Origin of the sequence: Robiginitalea sediminis, assembly GCF_002198115.1 — a bacterium.
GTDB lineage: Bacteria > Bacteroidota > Bacteroidia > Flavobacteriales > Flavobacteriaceae > Robiginitalea > Robiginitalea sediminis.
The window spans coordinates 411766-430035 of record NZ_NGNR01000001.1 but is presented as its reverse complement, the minus strand read 5'-3'; the positions used below and the strand labels follow the sequence as shown (position 1 = coordinate 430035).

The 18270-nt window shown below is 54.3% G+C and carries 16 protein-coding genes; 8 read left to right on the top strand and 8 right to left on the bottom strand.

The features are described from left to right. Positions 1–6 precede the first annotated feature (6 nt). Positions 7–3126, bottom strand: a complete 3120-nt coding sequence (locus CA832_RS01940; RefSeq protein ID WP_088339873.1) for a UvrD-helicase domain-containing protein — start codon at positions 3124–3126, stop codon at positions 7–9. A 113-nt stretch (positions 3127–3239) separates the two neighbouring features. Here CA832_RS01940 and CA832_RS01935 point away from each other — a divergent pair, with 113 nt between their 5' ends. Then, the gene (locus CA832_RS01935; RefSeq protein ID WP_088339872.1) at positions 3240–3848 is read left to right on the top strand and encodes a superoxide dismutase; all 609 of its coding nucleotides are present in this window, start codon (positions 3240–3242) and stop codon (positions 3846–3848) included. Between the two features lie 667 nt (positions 3849–4515). Here CA832_RS01935 and CA832_RS01930 read toward each other — a convergent pair. The 4 genes from CA832_RS01930 to purN form a co-directional block, all read right to left on the bottom strand. Further along, the gene (locus CA832_RS01930; RefSeq protein ID WP_088339871.1) at positions 4516–6417 is read right to left on the bottom strand and encodes an amidophosphoribosyltransferase; all 1902 of its coding nucleotides are present in this window, start codon (positions 6415–6417) and stop codon (positions 4516–4518) included. A gap of 36 nt (positions 6418–6453) precedes the next feature. Further along, positions 6454–7380, bottom strand: coding sequence for a PfkB family carbohydrate kinase (locus CA832_RS01925; RefSeq protein WP_088339870.1), 927 nt, complete (start codon positions 7378–7380; stop codon positions 6454–6456). A gap of 67 nt (positions 7381–7447) precedes the next feature. Next, positions 7448–8083, bottom strand: a complete 636-nt coding sequence (locus CA832_RS01920) for a ribonuclease H1 domain-containing protein (RefSeq protein WP_088339869.1) — start codon at positions 8081–8083, stop codon at positions 7448–7450. Continuing rightward, positions 8076–8684 (bottom strand): phosphoribosylglycinamide formyltransferase, encoded by a 609-nt coding sequence (gene purN / locus CA832_RS01915; protein WP_088339868.1) that lies wholly within the window; start codon positions 8682–8684, stop codon positions 8076–8078. The genes CA832_RS01920 and purN overlap by 8 nt, the downstream gene beginning before the upstream one ends. Positions 8685–8806: 122 nt before the next feature. Here purN and CA832_RS01910 point away from each other — a divergent pair, with 122 nt between their 5' ends. The 5 genes from CA832_RS01910 (at position 8807) to pyk (ending at position 13162) form a co-directional block, all read left to right on the top strand. After that, entirely contained in the window at positions 8807–9040 is a 234-nt protein-coding gene (locus tag CA832_RS01910; RefSeq protein WP_009778413.1) for an acyl carrier protein, read from the top strand. A gap of 111 nt (positions 9041–9151) precedes the next feature. Then, positions 9152–10402, top strand: coding sequence for a beta-ketoacyl-ACP synthase II (gene fabF / locus CA832_RS01905; RefSeq protein ID WP_088339867.1), 1251 nt, complete (start codon positions 9152–9154; stop codon positions 10400–10402). A 7-nt stretch (positions 10403–10409) separates the two neighbouring features. After that, complete coding sequence (gene rnc, locus CA832_RS01900; protein WP_088339866.1) at positions 10410–11141, top strand: ribonuclease III; 732 nt, start codon at positions 10410–10412, stop codon at positions 11139–11141. A gap of 94 nt (positions 11142–11235) precedes the next feature. Beyond that, a complete protein-coding gene (locus CA832_RS01895; RefSeq protein WP_158211865.1) occupies positions 11236–11712 on the top strand; it encodes an IPExxxVDY family protein in 477 nt (158 codons plus the stop codon). Positions 11713–11719: 7 nt separating this feature from the next. Next, positions 11720–13162 (top strand): pyruvate kinase, encoded by a 1443-nt coding sequence (pyk, locus tag CA832_RS01890; RefSeq protein ID WP_088339864.1) that lies wholly within the window; start codon positions 11720–11722, stop codon positions 13160–13162. On the opposite strand, the gene dinB is transcribed toward pyk, so the two are convergent. After that, complete coding sequence (gene dinB / locus CA832_RS01885; RefSeq protein ID WP_088339863.1) at positions 13159–14256, bottom strand: DNA polymerase IV; 1098 nt, start codon at positions 14254–14256, stop codon at positions 13159–13161. The two genes, pyk and dinB, sit on opposite strands and share 4 nt — an antisense overlap. Positions 14257–14310: 54 nt before the next feature. On the opposite strand from dinB, the gene CA832_RS01880 reads away from it, so the two are divergent. Next, on the top strand, positions 14311–14781 hold the full coding sequence (locus tag CA832_RS01880) for a CYTH domain-containing protein (RefSeq protein ID WP_088339862.1): 471 nt from the start codon (positions 14311–14313) through the stop codon (positions 14779–14781). Then, positions 14772–15278 (top strand): YciI family protein, encoded by a 507-nt coding sequence (locus tag CA832_RS01875; RefSeq protein WP_088339861.1) that lies wholly within the window; start codon positions 14772–14774, stop codon positions 15276–15278. The genes CA832_RS01880 and CA832_RS01875 overlap by 10 nt, the downstream gene beginning before the upstream one ends. On the opposite strand, the gene pheS is transcribed toward CA832_RS01875, so the two are convergent. Next, on the bottom strand, positions 15275–16294 hold the full coding sequence (gene pheS / locus CA832_RS01870; RefSeq protein ID WP_088339860.1) for a phenylalanine--tRNA ligase subunit alpha: 1020 nt from the start codon (positions 16292–16294) through the stop codon (positions 15275–15277). The genes CA832_RS01875 and pheS overlap by 4 nt on opposite strands. A gap of 88 nt (positions 16295–16382) precedes the next feature. After that, positions 16383–18251, bottom strand: a complete 1869-nt coding sequence (locus CA832_RS01865; protein WP_088339859.1) for a SulP family inorganic anion transporter — start codon at positions 18249–18251, stop codon at positions 16383–16385. Between the last annotated feature and the right edge of the window lie 19 nt (positions 18252–18270).

The following is an 18270-nucleotide window of genomic DNA, read 5'->3' as shown; positions in this document are numbered from 1 at the left end:
TAGGTGTTAAAGATAATCAAGGTTTACGCCTGTGGGATCGATATAAATGAGGATGCCACTTGCACGGCCCAATCCCAATTGGGAAACCTCCCGGACATACCGGGCCAGTTGTTCCCTGTGCTCGGGGCGAGGCCCTCCGGTCTTGTAATCCAGGACCACGGCTTCCCCCTGGATCAGGACCAGGCGGTCGGGGCGTAAAATTAGCCCATTTTCCGCGATTATATCGCGTTCGGCATAGCAGGTTGCCATAGGCCCGAAATAGGATTTCAGGTCGGGGTGTTCCGTTACGCGTTTCAAGATGGTGGTTACCGGTTCCAGCTCTGTAAGCTCCAGCATCCCTTCCTCCACCAGTTGGGCAACTACCCCCGGTACGTCCTGGTAAACGGTAACCCGGCTCAGGGCCAGGTGGATGAGGTTTCCATAACTGATGGCACTGCCCGCTTCGGTTTCCCAAAGACTGGCTGCCCGGGTAACCAGGTTCAGGCGTTTGCGGCCAGGCGGGCCAGGCGTTAGCGACAAAGTCTCCCGACCCATGGTAACGGTCGGGCGGGGTCCCGGCTGCAGTTGCCCGAAGGTGTATACCTGCCGGCCGGCTTCCCATAGCCCTGCCGCTTCCAGGTAGGATTGGTACAATGATCCGTAATCGGACATCGGACTGCTGGCGCTTCGGCTGCGTTGGCGGGTAAAGACATAGAGGGCTTCGGCGGCCCGGGTCTGGGCCACATAAAGGACGTTGAAGGCATCGAGTTCCAGCCGCTCCCGTTCCTGCAGATAGGCTTCCCTGGCTTCGGGGCCGTACCGCTCCATCTCTTGCCGTTTGGAGAGTTGCAAGTAAGGGAAACCGGCGAATTCCGGGGCCGGAACCTCCAACCACACCTTCGGCCGCTGTTCAAAATAGATCTGGGTGTCGGCAAAGGGGTAGATCACCACTGGAAATTCCAGCCCTTTGGCTTTATGGATGGTCATAAGCCTAACTGCCTGCTGCCCCTCGGGGGCTGCAACACTCAACTTGTCTTCATGGGTTTCCCAGTATTCCAGGAATCGGGCAATGGAAGGGTCGTGGCGCTGGCCTACCTCATGGGCCAAATCCAGCAGGTACAGCAGGTACCCGTCGCCCTCCCCGCATAAGCCAAAGGCCCGGATGGCTTCTTCCAGGATGTCGTAGACAGCCCAGGTCCTTGCCGGCTCTACCGGAAAGCCAAATTCTTCCACGAACGCCTGGAAACGGACCAGAGCTTCGGTGGTTGCTGTATGGAAATCCTCCCTTCCGCCATACAGGAACCGGAGCATGGCGTATTGGTGGTTTTTGTCACCGCTTTCATGCAGGTATCGGAGCAGGTCTGTGAGAAAGCCCACCCCGGGATGGTTTTTTAGCAGGAGGGTTTCGGAGGACATAATGGGGATTCCCGCGCGGACAAGGCCTTCGGACACCGCAATGCCCTCATCGCCCTTTCGGGTCAGGATGCATATGGCTGCAGGGCTGTAGCCGGACCCCAACAGTTCCACGACTTGTGTCACGGCTTTTTCGGTGTATGCCGCCCTGAGGTCGGCAACATCCGCTTCCAGGAATTCGAGGTGTACAAGCCCTGCTTCCTGGGATTCCGGTTTCTGCTCACCACCCTTTTCAAAGAGCTTTTGGTAGGCCTCGTTCGCGAGGTGTTTGGAGTGGTGCAGGAAAAAGGCGTTGTTAAAGTCAACAATCGTTTGGCGGCTGCGGAAATTCCTGGGCAACGGGATGTGTTCTGCGGGTACAGAAAAGGGCTGCTCCCTGTGGTTGGAAAGGTCCAGGAACTGTTCGGCCTTTCCGCCCCGCCAGCGATAAATGGCCTGTTTGGCATCGCCCACCAGGATCAGGGAGCCTTGTCTGCCCTGTTCGTCCAGGCTTTCCAGGGCGTTCCCGATAAGGGGGATTAGGTTTTTCCATTGCAATTCCGAGGTATCCTGGAATTCATCTATAAAATAATGGCGGAATTTCTCGCCCAGCCGTTCATAGATATAGGGGGCGGGCTGCCCGGCAATTTCCGCAGCGATAATGGCATTGAAACGGGCCACCGGGAGCAGGCTTTCTTCCTCCTGGATCCGTTTCAATTCGGCCTGCAACAAGCCCAGGACGGTAAACGGGGCCATGTTGGAAGAGACATTGCTCAGAAAGGCGCATTTGGACAGGGTTTCTAAAATATGGGACAGCCCTTGGGCCAGCTCGACATGCAACCCGTCCATGAGGGTTTTACGGCCTGCGTCCAGATTAGAAGGGTATAGGGGCCGATCTGCAAATTCCTCCTGCCATTTCAGAGGGCGGTTAGGCATCTCAAAATGCCCGCTCAGAATTTTTTCCAGGAATTTTGGGAAAAACCCGCGATAAAAATCTTTTTCACCGAGCTGGTGGCGGTCCAGCAGGGCTGCCATCTCCCGGGCGATCTCCAGGATGGATTCCTCGTAGCCCTTGCGCTTTTCTTCCAGGGACTTCCTCAGGGCAGCATAGTCGCGGATGCCTTTGCCCGCCAGGGCGTCCAGGTAGCGGAAGTTATTTTCGTTAAACAGGAGGCTGCCCGTTTCCCGGAGGTCGAAGGCAATGTCCCAATGGCGGTCCTCGGCCGATTTTTCGAGTGCGAAGTCAATCAGCGCCCCGGTCAGTTCCGGATCGTCTCCTGTTTTTCGGATGAGCGCCTCTACCGCCTGGCTCAACAGGGAGTCCGTATCGATCTCTGCTTCGAAATGGGCAGGGAGGCGAAGGTCCTGGGCAAAGGTCCGCAGGATTCGGTGGTTAAAGCGGTCAATGGTCGAAATATCGAAAAAGGCGTAGTTGTGCAGGATTTCCTTAAGGACTTCGGCACATCGCGCTTTAAGGGCAGGGGCCTCCATGCCCAGGGCCTCCTGTAATTTGGCAAAAAGGCTGGGGAGCTCCGCATCTTCCGGAAGCTCGGAGAAGGTCCTCAGGCTGCTCAGGATCCGCTGTTTGAGTTCGGCAACCGCCTTATTGGTAAAGGTAATGGCGAGCATGTGCCGGAAGCTCCTGCGGCCTCCGGGTTTAAGCAATAATTTCAGGTACTCCAGGGTAAGGGTGTAGGTCTTTCCCGAACCGGCGGAAGCATCGTAAATTCTAAAAGCAGAAGTTTCCGTGGCCATTAGGTGCAAATTACACAATATCGGGGGGTTCTTAACAATTAATTAGCGCCTTATGTTTGTTAAAATCCTTATTTTTGATGAACACTTTTTGCTAACTATAATTCCTATACTCTATGTCTTTTCAACTACCGAATTTACCATATGCATACGACGCCCTGGAGCCGCATATCGATGCGCGCACCATGGAGATCCACCATACCAAACACCACAACGGGTACACCAACAACCTGAATGCCGCTATTTCAGGTACAGACCTGGAGGGCAAGTCCATTGAGGCCATCCTATCCGGCCTGGACATGAATAATATGGCGGTTCGTAACAACGGTGGGGGGTACTACAACCACTGCCTCTTCTGGGAAGTAATGGGACCCAGTGGCGGAGGCACCCCTTCAGGGGCGCTTGCCGATGCCATCTCAGCTGCCTATGGCTCTTTCGACGCCTTTAAGGAGGCATTCAGCAAGGCTGCTGCTACCCGCTTTGGTTCCGGATGGGCCTGGCTGTGTGTGCATAAAGGCGGTAAAGTGGAAATCTGCTCCACCGCGAACCAGGACAACCCCCTGATGCCCGGCATAGGCTGCGGCGGAACCCCCATTCTGGGGATCGACGTTTGGGAACACGCCTACTACCTGAACTACCAGAACCGCCGTCCGGATTATATCGGCGCCTTCTACAATGTGATTAACTGGGATAAGGTGTCCGAGCTTTTCGAGGCGAACAAATAGTCATTGAAACTATAAGGAGAATAGCCCTGCTTTAGGCGGGGCTTTTTTTTGGATGTTATCCAATAGAAAAGGGCAGAGAAGACTCTGCCCTTTTCATCCCAAATCTTACCATAAACTTAACCTACTTATGCTATGGCAAGACTAAATTACTGGTATTAAGAGAAATAACAAAAGATTTTGACGATTTTTTAGGAGGCGGGAAGGATCAAGTGTCGCTTTCTGGGCCCATACAGGCAGGATATCAAGGCGTTAAACCTCCCGGAAAAAATAAAAAGGCAAGGTGTTACCCTTGCCTTTTCCCCAAATCTTACCATGAACTTAACCTACTTATGCTATGGTGATCCAAAAATAGGCCGGAGTTCCGGGTTGCGCTTTCGATTTTGGACAAACGCCTGAGAAAACCGTTGAACTGCCCTTGGCGCCGTATAGTTCCTACGCAAAGAGAGAAGAGGATGAAGGGGTTGTGGGAACTTTCTCAGGGATTAGGACAAATAAAAAAGGTGGAGAAACTCCACCTTTTTTGCCCCAAATCTTACCATGAACTTAACCTACTTATGCTATGGCAATCCTAAAGTAGTGGGGTTCTGTCCGCTCCATGGATAAATACGGTAAAATGCACGTTTTATCGATGAAATGCACAAAAAGTGGTAGTTCATCGAGGATTGGCCTAATAGGCGCGTTCGTTCTTTCCCTCATAAAAGTTGACGAACGACCGGTTTACGACCCGGTTGCCCCCCGGGGTGGGATAGTCTCCGGTGAAGTACCAGTCCCCGAGGTTTTTCGGGCAGGCCAGGTGAAGGTTGCTGATGGTCTGGTAAATGATTTGGACCTCCGCCTTGATATCCGGAGGGCTCAGCAGGACCGCGATCTTTTCGGAGATCTGTGCGGCTGTAAAGGGGCGGTAGAATGCCTTTACATGGTTCTCGGTGTTTTCCAGCTTTCCTGAAGCCAGGGAGGCCTTGCATTTCTGGTAAATCTCCTCAATAATGTGTTCGGTGCCGTGGTCTTTATGGAGTTCCAGGGCCGCCCGGAATGCGATAAAGTCCTCCAGCTTGGCCATGTCGATCCCGTAGCAGTCCGGGTACCGGATTTGGGGAGCCGAGGAAATCACGATGATCTTTTTGGGATTCAACCGGTCCAGAATGCGAAGGATACTCTTTTTCAGAGTAGTTCCCCGAACAATACTGTCGTCTATAATAGCCAGGTAATCCCCGGGGTTCACCGAGCCGTAAGAAATGTCGTAGACGTGGGCCACCAGATCGTCCCGGCTGCTGTCCTGGGTGATAAAGGTCCGGAGTTTGGCATCTTTAATAGCGACTTTCTCGATCCGGGGGCGTACGTCCAGGATGTCGTTCAGGGCTTCCCGGCTGATATTGGACCCCAGGGCCAGAATTTGTTCCTCCTTCTTATTGTTAAGGTAATTCTGGGCTTCCCGCAACATCCCGAGGAAAGAGGTTTCGGCTGTATTGGGGATATAGGAAAACACCGTATTGCGCAGGTCGTGGTCTATGGCCTCCAGGATTTGAGGAAACAGCAGCTTTCCGAGCATTTTCCGCTCTTCGTAGATTTCCTTGTCGTTGCCCCTGGAGAAATAAATGCGTTCAAAAGAACAGGCCTTCCGCGCTTCGGGTTTGCGGATTTCCCGGATTTCTTCCTGCCCGTCCTTCTTTATAATGATGGCATGCCCCGGCGGGAGTTCATGCACCTCCTCATAGGAGGTATTGAACACCGTCTGAATGGCCGGGCGTTCGGAAGCCACAACCACTACTTCATCATCTTTGTAATAATATGCAGGGCGGATCCCCGAAGGATCGCGCAGGACAAAGGCGTCCCCATGACCTAGCAGGCCGGCCATGGCGTAGCCTCCATCCCAGTTTTTGGAGGATTTCCTCAGGATTTTGGCCAGGTTAAGCCGTTGCGCAATAAGGGGGGAGGCTTCCATTTTATTAAAGCCTTCCTTTTTGATTTGTTTGTAGAGTTTGGCAACGGCATCGTCCAGGAAGTGCCCGATTTTTTCCATTACCGTGATGGTGTCGGCCAATTCCTTCGGGTGCTGGCCCAGGTGAACCAGGTTCTCGAAGAGTTCGGTAACATTGGTCATGTTGAAATTGCCGGCCACAATGAGGTTGCGGTGCATCCAGTTGTTCTGCCGAAGGAAGGGGTGGACACTTTCAATACTGTTCTTACCGAAAGTGCCATAGCGCACATGGCCCAGGAGCAATTCCCCAACATAGGGGATGTTCCGTTTTTGCCAGGCCACATCATCCACTTTATCCGGGTGTTCCCGCAGGGATTCGTTTATCCGGTCGTTGATGCGCTCGAAGATGTCCTGTATGGGCTGGGAGAGGTTGGAGCGGACCCGGCTCATATACCGCTCGCCGGGCTTCATGTCCAGCTTGATACTGGCAAAACCGGCGCCATCCTGCCCCCGGTTGTGCTGCTTCTCCATCATGAGGTACATCTTGTTTACCCCATAAAAAGCCGTACCGTATTTTTCCTGATAGTATTCGAGGGGTTTGAGGAGACGAATGAGGGAAATCCCGCATTCGTGTTTGATGGCGTCGCTCATGCCGGCAAAATTATAAAAACTACCTGGGAAAACCGCTTATTCAACTTCGATATCGAATTGGGTTAATTCCCTGAATTGCTGCAGTCGTGCAGAGAGCTCCCCGGGCTGCACCTCCAGAAGACGTTCCGTTCCGAAGCGCTCCACGCTGAAGGACGCCAGATTGGACCCATGTATCACGGCGTTTTTCATGTTTTCGAAGCTCAGGTTCCCGGACTCGGCCAGGTACCCGGCAAACCCTCCTGCAAAGGTGTCCCCGGCCCCGGTGGGGTCAAAAACCTCTTCCAGAGGGAGGGCAGGGGCAAAGAAAATACGGTCTTCGTGGAAGAGCAGGGCCCCGTTCTCACCCTTTTTGATAACCACATAATCCGGCCCCATGGCACTGATCATACCGGCGGCTTTCACCAGGGAATACTGCCCGCTCATTTGCCGGGCCTCCTCATCGTTGATGGTAATCACGTCAATCTCGCGGATTACGTCCATCAGGGAATCCCAGGTGTGGTCCATCCAGTAATTCATGGTATCCAGGACGGTGAGCTTGGGCCGGGTGCGCATCTGCCGGATGACATCCATCTGGATCTCCGGGTGCAGGTTGCCCAGCATCAGGACATCCGGGTTGCGAAACCCCTCGGGGACTACCGGGTTAAAATCGGCCAGGACATTCAATTCGGTAGCCAGGGTATCCCGTCGGTTCAGGTCGTTGTGGTAGCGCCCGCTCCAGAAAAATGTTTTTCCGCCGGGCACCACTTCTATTCCGGAAGTGTCGATGCCCTTTTGCTGCAACAGCTCGGTGTAGGCTTCCGGGAAATCGTCCCCCACCACGGAAACGATCCCGGTTTTGGTTTTGTAGAGAGCCGCAGCCAGGCTAATAAAGGTCGCTGCCCCCCCTAATATTTTGTCGGTTTTTCCGAATGGGGTTTCAATGGCATCGAAAGCCACGGTCCCCACAACTAAAAGTTTTCCCATGTATCCGCCTGGAGTTTGCGGCAAAGATACGCCTTCTGCGCACGATACACCAACGGATGATCCCGTCTTACTTCCTCCCGAAATCCGCCGGTATTTCCCCCCATGCCTTGGTTTCCCATTTCACTACCGGGGTGGTGTAGGGGTGCTCGCGCAACCACTGTTCGGCCCGGTCTATTAGTTCAAAGAGGGCGTCGTTTTTTTCGTTTTCCTCCAGTTTGGTGTTGCATTTTTTCTTGCGGACCCAACTCATGGCTGTCCGGGAGTCAGTATAAATAATCCGGTCACTGCCGTGCTTTTTTAAATAGGCCAGCCCGTGTACAATGGCTAAAAATTCCCCAATGTTGTTGGTGCCCTCCTCGAAAGGGCCCTGGTGGAAGAGTCGCTTGCCCGTCCGGGTATCTACACCCTGGTATTCCATTTTACCAGGGTTCCCGCTGGAGGCCGCATCAACCGAAATAGAATTCATATTCGGGGAGCCCAGGCGTGCCAGGGATGCCTCGGCAGCGGATTTGGCGCGCTTTTTAGCGGCCAGGGCAGCCCCGTAGCCCATGCGATAGGCTTTCTGGGCCTCCTCCCGGTCTGCAAAACCCATATACTGGGCCCCTTTAAAACCCCCTATCTCTTTTTTGCAGGCTTCCCATCCTTTATAGACCCCTGGGGTTTTCCCCTTCCAGACGGTGTAGTATTTTTTTTTCTCAGCCATCCTCAAGATTAAGGAGTTCTTCGATAACCCTGGGGAAGTGCGCGTACTCCAGCTCGTGCACGTTCGCCGCTACATCTTCCGGAGTATGTTCCGGGGTAACCGCCGTGCGGGCCTGAAAAATAATAGCCCCTTCATCGTAGGCCTCATTCACAAAATGGATGGTGATCCCCGTTTCGGCTTCCTTGTTTTCGACCACTGCCTGGTGCACATGCATTCCATACATCCCTTTTCCCCCGTATTTAGGCAACAGGGCCGGGTGGATGTTTACAATGCGTTCCGGGTAGGCCTCCACCATGGCATCGGGGATTTTCCAGAGGAATCCGGCCAGGACAATCAGGTCGGGTTCCAGGCCGGCCAGCAGGGCCAGCAGTCCTTCCGGGTTATGGAAAGCGGGTCGGTTGAAGCAGTACAGGGGGAGCCCCAGGCGCTTGCATCGGTCTATGACCCCGGCCTTGGTGTTATTGCAGAGCACACCGCTAATGGCCACCCGGGCATCTTCTGCGAAATGTGCAGCAATACGCTCTACATTGCTGCCCGATCCGGAAGCGAACAAAACCAGCTTCCTGAGCGGCGGATTGTCCGTTTTCAAGGTATTTGCCATGGAACAAATGTACTATTGCCACTATATTTAGAGGTATAGAAAGCTACATTTTATCGGTATTTCGTGTATTTAACCCAAAGTTTTATATTTTTGCCAACAATTCAAATTTAAAACCAAACGATATGTCAGACATTGCATCAAGAGTAAAGGCTATCATCGTTGATAAACTCGGTGTTGACGAAAACGAGGTGGTTGCTGAAGCGAGCTTTACCAACGACCTGGGTGCAGATTCCTTGGATACTGTAGAGTTGATCATGGAATTTGAAAAAGAATTCGATATACAGATCCCTGACGATCAGGCTGAAAATATTGCTACTGTTGGCCAGGCTATTAGCTACATAGAGGAGGCCAAGTAAGTACATGATATACTTTTTCCTAAAGTCAAATTATCCATGCACCGCAGGGCTGCATGGATAATTTTTTTTAATTTACGCATGGGATAAGTAGCTGCCAAATAGTTTCATTGTATGGAATTAAAAAGAGTAGTAGTAACCGGGCTTGGAGCCCTCACACCCATAGGCAACACAAAGGATGCTTACTGGGAAGGGCTGAAGAACGGCAAGAGCGGATGTGCTCCCATCACCTATTTCGATACCGAGAAGTTCAAGACTAAGTTTGCCTGCGAACTCAAAGGGTACGACCCCAACGATTTTTTCGACAGGAAGGAAGCGCGCAAACTGGACCGTTTTGCCCAGTATGCCCTGGTCTCTTCCGATGAGGCTATCGCCGATTCCGGGCTGGACCTCGAGCAGATCGACAAATTCCGCGTTGGGGTGATCTGGGGCGCAGGTATCGGAGGCCTGGAGACCTTCCAGACGGAGGTCCTCAACTTTGCGGCAGGGGATGGTACCCCCCGTTTCAATCCGTTTTTTATCCCGAAGATGATTGCCGACATCGCCCCCGGGAACATCAGTATCAAACACGGTTTCATGGGACCGAACTACACCACCGTTTCGGCTTGTGCCAGTTCTGCCAATGCCCTGATAGACGCCCTGAACTATATCCGCCTCGGGCATTGCGATGTAGTGGTCACGGGCGGGAGCGAAGCCGCCGTAACCATTGCCGGGATGGGCGGGTTTAATGCCATGCATGCCCTTTCCACCCGGAACGAAAGCCCTGAAACTGCTTCCCGCCCCTTCGACGCCACCCGCGACGGGTTTGTGCTGGGGGAAGGTGCAGGAGCCCTCATCCTCGAAGAATACGAGCACGCTAAAGCAAGGGGAGCCAAAATTTATGCCGAAGTAGCCGGAGGAGGCCTTTCCTCCGATGCCTATCATATGACGGCCCCCCACCCGGATGGGATCGGGGTGGTCCGGGTGATGGAGAACTGCCTGCGGGATGCCGGGGTAAAACCCGAGGAGGTCGATGCGATCAACACCCACGGAACGTCGACCCCCCTTGGCGACGTGGCCGAACTCAAAGCGATTTCCAAGGTGTTCGGGAACCATGCCCCCAATATCAATATCAACTCCACCAAGTCCATGACGGGTCACCTGTTGGGGGCGGCCGGGGCTATTGAGGCCATTGCCTCCATCCTGGCTATGGAGCACGGGATTGTTCCGCCCACCATCAACCACACTGAGGTGGATGAAAACATCGATCCTTCGCTGAATTTAACGCTAAACAAGGCACAGAAACGGGATGTGCGCGTGGCAATGAGCAATACCTTCGGCTTCGGAGGGCACAATGCCTGTGTACTTTTCAAGAAAATAAGCTGATTCCCGTATGACCTTCCCAGGAAATATCTTCAATTCCCATCCTAAGGAGGATGGGGATTTTTTTTTGGGGATTACAAAAATACTGGGGTTTAAGCCCAAGAACCTCGACATCTACAAGCGGGCATTCCTGCACCGCTCTGCCAACCAGAAGGACAAAAAGGGGAACCCCATGAATTACGAACGCCTGGAATTCCTGGGCGATTCCATGCTGGGGACCATCATCTCCAAACACCTCTACAAGGAAGTGCCGGCCGGAGATGAAGGCTACCTGACCAAAATGAGGTCTAAAATCGTGAGCCGCAAGCACCTGAACGAACTCGGCAAGGACCTGGGCCTCCTGAAATTCGTGGAAAGCCGCATCCCGAAATCGCATTTCGGCGAGAACATCCACGGGAATGTGTTCGAGGCTCTCATTGGGGCCATTTACCTGGACCGCGGGTACAAGTACTGCGAGAAGTTTATCCAGAGCAGGGTCATTGAGCCCTATGTGGATATCGAACAACTGGAAGGGCAGGTCATCAGCTACAAAAGCCTGGTCATCGAGTGGTGCCAGAAGGAAAAGAAGGAGTTCCACTTCGATGTATACGAGGATACTGGCAACGACCCCGTGAAGCACTTTGCCGTAAAACTCCGCATCAATGGCCGAATAATGGCCAAGGCCCGGGCCACCTCCAAAAAGAAAGCAGAGGAAAAGGCCTCCAAAAGGGCGTTCTATGCCCTGCAGGGCAAGATGGGCTAAACTGTGATCCAGGACTTCCCAAGGAAGCGGGAATACCCGCAATACCGGCTTCCAGTAGGTGGATTCGGCTATAACCGTTATATTTACGGCTCGTTTGAACTCGGCAATGGGCAGCAGGCATAGTATATGGGAGGATCTTCTGGAGGATACTTCCTTCGGATTGATTGCCATTCACAGTTCGCTGGAGGATTACGCCCTTGCCTATGCGCTGAACGCGCACTGCGGGATTCGCCTTAAGCGGATGCACGATGATTTGCTCCTGGGGGAGTCTGCGGCTTTTTCCGTATACCAGTGGAAGGACCAGAAGCACTTCAGGGACTGGACGCTGATGGTAAACCCGGGAACGGTCGAAGAAGCCGCATCGGACGGGGGTGGGTTGTTTTCCAGTACACCCTCCAGCAGACGGGTTTATCTGATCCCGGAACGCAAGGAGGTGGACTTCTTCCTGAAGATAGACGGAGGGGAGCCAGAAGAGCCCATACTACCGAAGGTTCTTGCCGTCCCGAAGGTGCAAACCGCCTACCGCCTGGAGGCAGCCGAACTTAAATCCAAACACAATCTAATTTTCTAAAAACAATATGCCAAACCAGAAAAAGACAAAGATTGTCGCCACCTTGGGGCCGGCTACCAGCAGTAAGGACACCTTGCGGGAAATGGTAAAGGCCGGGGTGGATGTCTTTCGGATCAATTTTTCCCACGCCAACTACGACGATGTGGCCCAGCGCGTTGCCATGATCCGTGAATTAAGCGAGGAACTGGGTATCCACACGGCTATCCTTGCAGACTTGCAGGGCCCCAAACTGCGGGTTGGGGTCATGTCCGGGGAGGTCGTGGTTGCCCCGGGAGATGAGATTACCTTCCGCACCGGGAAACCCTTTGAAGGGAACGACAAGGAAGTCTACATGAACTACAAGAACTTCCCCAAGGATGTTAACCCGGGGGAACGGATCCTGCTGGACGACGGGAAGCTGATCTTCGAGATCCTGGAAACCAACGGCAAGGACAGTGTGAAGGCCAAGGTTGTGCAGGGCGGCCCCCTCAAATCCAAGAAAGGGGTAAACCTGCCCAATACCAATATCTCCCTGCCGGCCCTTACCGAAAAGGATATCAAGGACGCCATCTTTGCCATTTCCCAGGATGTGGACTGGATTGCCCTTTCTTTTGTGCGTCACAGCCAGGACCTGATAGACCTCCAACAGCTCATCGAGGAGCATGCCAAGCACAAGATCCCGATCATTGCCAAGATCGAGAAGCCGGAGGCCGTGGAGAATATCGACAAGATTGTCGCGTACTGCGACGGGCTTATGGTGGCCCGGGGCGACCTTGGGGTGGAAGTGCCCGCAGAGGAAGTCCCCCTTATCCAGAAGCGCCTGGTGCTAAGGGCCAAAAAAGCGCGTATCCCGGTCATTATTGCCACCCAGATGATGGAGACAATGATTACCAGCCTGACGCCCACGCGTGCAGAGGTAAACGATGTGGCCAACTCCGTGATGGACGGGGCAGATGCGGTAATGCTATCCGGGGAGACCTCCGTTGGGAATTACCCGGTACAGGTTATTCAGAAGATGACCAGCATCCTCAAGAGCGTGGAGGGGTCCGAACTTATCAAAGTACCCCACGAGCCCCCTCAGATCCGCACCAAGCGCTATATTACCAAGGCGGTTTGTTTCCATGCCGCCCTTATGGCCAATGAGATCAAGGCCAAGGCGATTTCCACCCTTACCAACAGTGGGTATACGGCCTTCCAGATTTCGGCCTGGCGCCCCAGTGCGCATATCCTGGTCTTCACCTCCAACAAGAAGATCCTCTCCCAACTCAATTTGCTCTGGGGGGTAAAGGCTTTCTATTACGACCGTTTTGTCTCCACGGACGAAACCATAGAAGACGTAAACAAAATTGCCTGCCAGAAGGGCTTCCTGGAAGCCGGCGATATGCTCATTAGCCTGGCAGCTATGCCCATTAAGGACAAGGGGATGGTCAACACCCTGAGGGTGACCCAGATCGAATCCTGCAATTTCTAAAAGTCAAATTGCAATTGGACCGAAACCGAATCCGCCTGGGGTTCGGTTTTCTTTTTTTCGGTGTTGAGGTTGGAGAGGGAAATCCCCAGCAGGCGGACGGATTCCTGCAGGGGCTCCTGGTAGAGCAGGGACCTGGCCGTTTCCAGGATCAGGCCCGCATCGGACACATAGTACTCCAGGGTACGGCTGCGGGTGTGCAGCCTGAAGTCGCTGTATTTGATTTTCAGGGTAATGGTTTTCCCGGCCCGGCCCTTTTTACGGAGCCTGTTTTGCAGCTCCCCGGCGATGTGCTCAAGCTTTTCCAGCATAAAGACTTCGCTGCTGAGGTTTTCCGAAAAGGTGCGTTCTGCACCCACGGACTTTGGGGTACGGCTGGGCTGCACCGGGCTGTTATGGATGCCGCGGACAATGTCGTAATAGTGCTTCCCGCTTTTCCCGAAATTTTCGGCCAGGAAGGCTTCCGACCGGGCTGCCAGGTCCTCCCCGGTAAAGATGCCCAGGCGGTTCATCTTGGCGGCCGTTACCTTTCCTACTCCATGGAACTTGCGTATGTCCAGGCTCAGCAGAAAGGCCTCCACTTCTTCCGGCGGGATGGTTTTCTGCCCATTGGGCTTGTTCATATCGCTGGCAACCTTGGCTACAAACTTGTTGATGGAAATCCCTGCCGAAGCTGTTAGCCCCGTTTTTTCCAGGATCTTACGGCGGATATCCCGGGCGATCAGCGTTGCGGAGGGCTTCCCTTTTTTATTTACGGTAACATCGAGGTAGGCTTCATCCAGGGAGAGGGGCTCCACCAGGTCCGTGTATTCGCAAAAGATCTCCCGGATTTGCAGGGAAACTTCCCGGTACCGGTCAAACCGGGGTGCCACAAAGATGAGATCCGGGCACTGCCGCCGCGCCAGGGCCCCGCTCATGGCAGAGCGCACCCCGAACTTCCTGGCTTCGTAACTTGCGGCCGCCACCACCCCCCGTTTGGACCCTCCCCCTACGGCCACCGGTTTCCCGGCGAGTTCTGGGTGGTCGTGCTGCTCCACCGAAGCGAAGAAGGCGTCCATGTCCACATGGATGATCTTTCGGATTTCCCGCATTTCCATAGTCAAATTTAGGGTATATTTAGGCCGCCCGGACCATCCGGGAAACAGGTACCTATGATTGAGATTGAGCGAAAGTTCCTTGTGCGCAACCGCTCCTACCGGGAAGCCGCGGTGCAGCACTGGGAAATGATCCAGGGGTTTTTGAGCACCAACCCGGACCGGGTGGTGCGCATCCGCCGCTGTGGCAACCAGGCCTGGATCACCATCAAGGGTTGCTCCGATGCCGGGGGGACTACCCGCCAGGAATGGGAGTACGCCATTTCCCCGGAAGACGCTACCGAAATGCTGGAGATCTGCTTGCCCAGTGTGATCCGCAAAATCCGCTACGAGGTGCCGGTGGGCCACCACATATTTGAAGTAGATGAGTTCCAGGACGACAACCAGGGCCTGATCCTGGCCGAGGTGGAGCTGCAGGAGGAGGGAGAGTCCTTTCCCAGGCCGGCCTGGCTGGGGGAAGAAGTAACCGGCAAGCCCGAATACTACAATTCACAGCTCAGTAAAAATCCGTTTAAAACATGGAACTAAAAACGATATTGCGCACCCTTATCCTGGTTGCCGGGATGCTGGCAGCCGGATGTGCCTCCAGGGAGGAGGCCCAAAACCCTGCAGGAGAGGAGCCCATTGTGCCGGAAAAGTCGCAGGCAGAGCTGCGCCGGGAATTGGAGCAACGGGGGTTCCAGATATTCGACTATGTGGACCAGGCAACGGGAGACACGGTGCTGATGCAGCAGTACTTCATCGCCTTTTTGAAACGCGGGCCGGTCCGTTCACAGAATAAGGAGGAGGCAGACAGCCTGCAGCGCCTCCACCTGGAACACCTCGGGCGCATGTACGAGGAAGGTTACGCCGATATCTCCGGGCCTTTTGGAGACGATGGCGACATCCGGGGGATTACCATCTACAATGTCCCTACCCTGGAAATGGCAGACAGCCTGGCCAACATGGACCCTTCTGTAAAAGCTGGCCGGCTGGCCATCGAGGTACACCCGTGGTGGGCCGCAAAAGGGTTTCCGCTGCGTTAGCGGCTGCTCTTGAATTGTTTCAGGAAGCGAACGTCATTTTCGCTCAGGAGACGGATATCCGGAATTTGGTAGAGTAGCAGTGCAATGCGGTCTATCCCCATTCCAAAAGCAAAGCCGGAATATTCCGCGGGGTCTATCCCGCAATTCTTCAGCACGTTGGGGTCTACCATCCCACAGCCCATAATTTCGAGCCATCCCGTACCCTTGGTGATCTTGTAGTCGGTTTCCGTCTCCAGCCCCCAGTAGACATCCACTTCCGCACTGGGTTCGGTAAAGGGGAAGTAGGAGGGGCGCAGGCGGATGCGCGATTTACCAAAAAGGGCTTTGGTAAAGTATTGCAGGGTCTGCTTCAGGTCAGCAAAGGAAACGCCCTTATCGATATAAAGCCCTTCTACCTGGTGGAAAAAGCAATGGGAGCGGGCCGAAATGGCCTCGTTCCGGTATACCCGCCCCGGGGAAATGGTCCGGATGGGCGGTTTGTGCTGCTCCATATAGCGGACCTGTACCGAGGAAGTATGGGTGCGCAGAAGGATATCCGGGTCCGTCTGGATAAAGAAGGTATCCTGCATGTCCCTGGCCGGGTGGTATTCCGGCAGGTTCAGGGCGGTGAAATTATGCCAGTCGTCTTCGATTTCCGGGCCTTCCGATACGGTGAAACCGATCCGTGAGAAAATGGATATGATCTCGTCCCGCACTACGGAAATGGGATGGCGCGACCCCAGGGGCAGCGGCTCCCCGGGCCGGGTTAAATCGCCATAGCGGGCCTGCTGGCTGGTTTGGGATTCCAACTTGCTTTTCAGGGTTTCCCACTTTTCGTTGGCTGCATTTTTCAGGGTGTTGACCGTTTGGCCGAATTCCCTTTTTTCCTCTTTGGGCACGTCCTTAAGGGCTGCAAAGAACGTATTGAGCAGGCCTTTCTTGCCCAGGTATTTGATCCTGAAGGCCTCGAGGGCTTCCGCCGAGTCGGCTTCGAAGGTGGTTACTTCCTCCAGGTGTTTTTTCAGTTCTTCGATCATGGTATCCAATCATCGCCCCTGCGGGGAATCCGCGCTCTGGGCGGGAACAAAGGTACGCATTTCTTTCAACCGCAGGGGTGTTTGCGCCTTACAGGACAGTGTCGCCTATGTGCTCCACTACCCATTCGGTACAGGCCCTGAAATTCGGGAAAATATGTTCGTGGGGAACCAGATCCGGGATAATGTCGATGCGCTCCATCATATACCTGGGTTGGTCCAGGACATTGACGAAGAGGGGCGTTACATTTTTCTTGCGAAGGGCCTGCAGGACATCTTCCATGGCATAGAGACCGGATTGGTCCATATACTGCATTCGCCCCAGCCGGATAATAACCGCACGGGCCGTATCCGGGATTTGTTCGGCCAGTTGCTGGAACTCACTGGTGGTACCGAAGAATAACGGGCCTTTGATGTGTTTGATGAAGACTTCCTGCTGCAGGTTCTGGGGAAAGTTCTTTTCGTCTGGCCAGGCCTTTTCCCGAAGTAAGGGTTTTACATCGGAGCGCTGCCCGGTGAGTTGCCCGATCTGTTTCATAAACATCAGGGAGGCGATGACCAGGCCTATTCCCACGGCGTAAACCAGGTTCCAGAAGGTGGATAGCACCAGGACCACGATCATGATCAGGACTTCCGAACTGAGCCGTACGGGCCCCAGGGAGATATCCCTCGGGAGGCTGGGGATGGCCCGTAACCCCTTATAGTCCATCACATTGATGCCTACTGTGATCAGGATTCCTGCCAGCACAGCAGCCGGGATTTTGGAGGCCACCGGGCCCAGGGCCAACAGGATCACCAATAGGATGACCCCGGCAATCATGCCCGAAAGCCGTGTTTTGCCACCGGAGTTGATGTTCACCACGGTACGGATGGTAGCCCCGGCACCGGGAATGCCCCCGAAAATAGCGGCGATGCTATTCCCTATCCCCTGGCCCACGAGTTCTTTGTTGGGTTTATGTTTGGTCTTGGTCATGTTGTCTGCAACCACAGAGGTCAGCAGGGAATCGATGGCCCCGAGTAGGGACAGGGTCAGGGCCGTAAAGATATAAGGGCTGATCTGGTCCAGCCGAAATCCCGTAAAGATTTCCAGGTTGGGAATGGGGAACCCTTCCGGGATTTGCTCGATGGGGCGGTAATTGAGGTTGGCGGCATAGGCAACCCCTGAAACCAGGAGCAGGGCCACCAGGGTACTGGGAACCGCTGTGGTAATGCGCTTAAAACCGTAGATGATGGCAATGGTGGCCAGGCACAGCAGAAGCTCAAGGTATTGGATCTGACCCACTGCCCGGCGCAGAACGCGGAAGGTGCCCATAACCCCGGAGGCTTCCTTGGCGGCCAGGGTTCCGGATTCCTTCAGGATGGCCTCCGGGGTGATTTCGTGAGATCGGTTGATGGTTTCCTGGAAGTCTTCCAAAACGAGGATGCCTTCTCCGGCCTCCTCCCGTAGGATGTTTTCCAGGATGAGTTCCTCGGCCTGCGGTTTAAACAGGGCTACATACTCCGCATCTTCCTTGGGGTAGTACCCGATGGCCGGAAGGATCTGGGTCACGATGATGATAACCCCAATGGCTGTCATAAACCCGGATACCACCGGGTAGGGGATGTAGCGGATGTACCGCCCCAGCCCCATAAGGCCCAGGCCAACCTGCATCAGCCCGGCCAGAAGGAATACCGTGAGTATGGCGGGGAGGGCTTTCTCCACGCTGCCGTCGTTTACGGCAATGATACTGCCTATAACCACCATGCTTACTGCCGTCATAGGTGCGGTAGGCCCCGAGATTTGCGTGGGGGTCCCGCCGAAAAGGGCGGCGAAAAAGCTGATGAAGATGGCCCCGTAAAGCCCGGCGCTTGGCCCCAAACCCGAACTCACCCCGAAGGCCAGGGCCAGGGGTAGGGCTACGATTCCTGCGGTAAGGCCGCCAAAGAGGTCGCCCCGGAAGTGGGCGAATAGGGATTTCATCCTTGAACCGTTTTCTGTA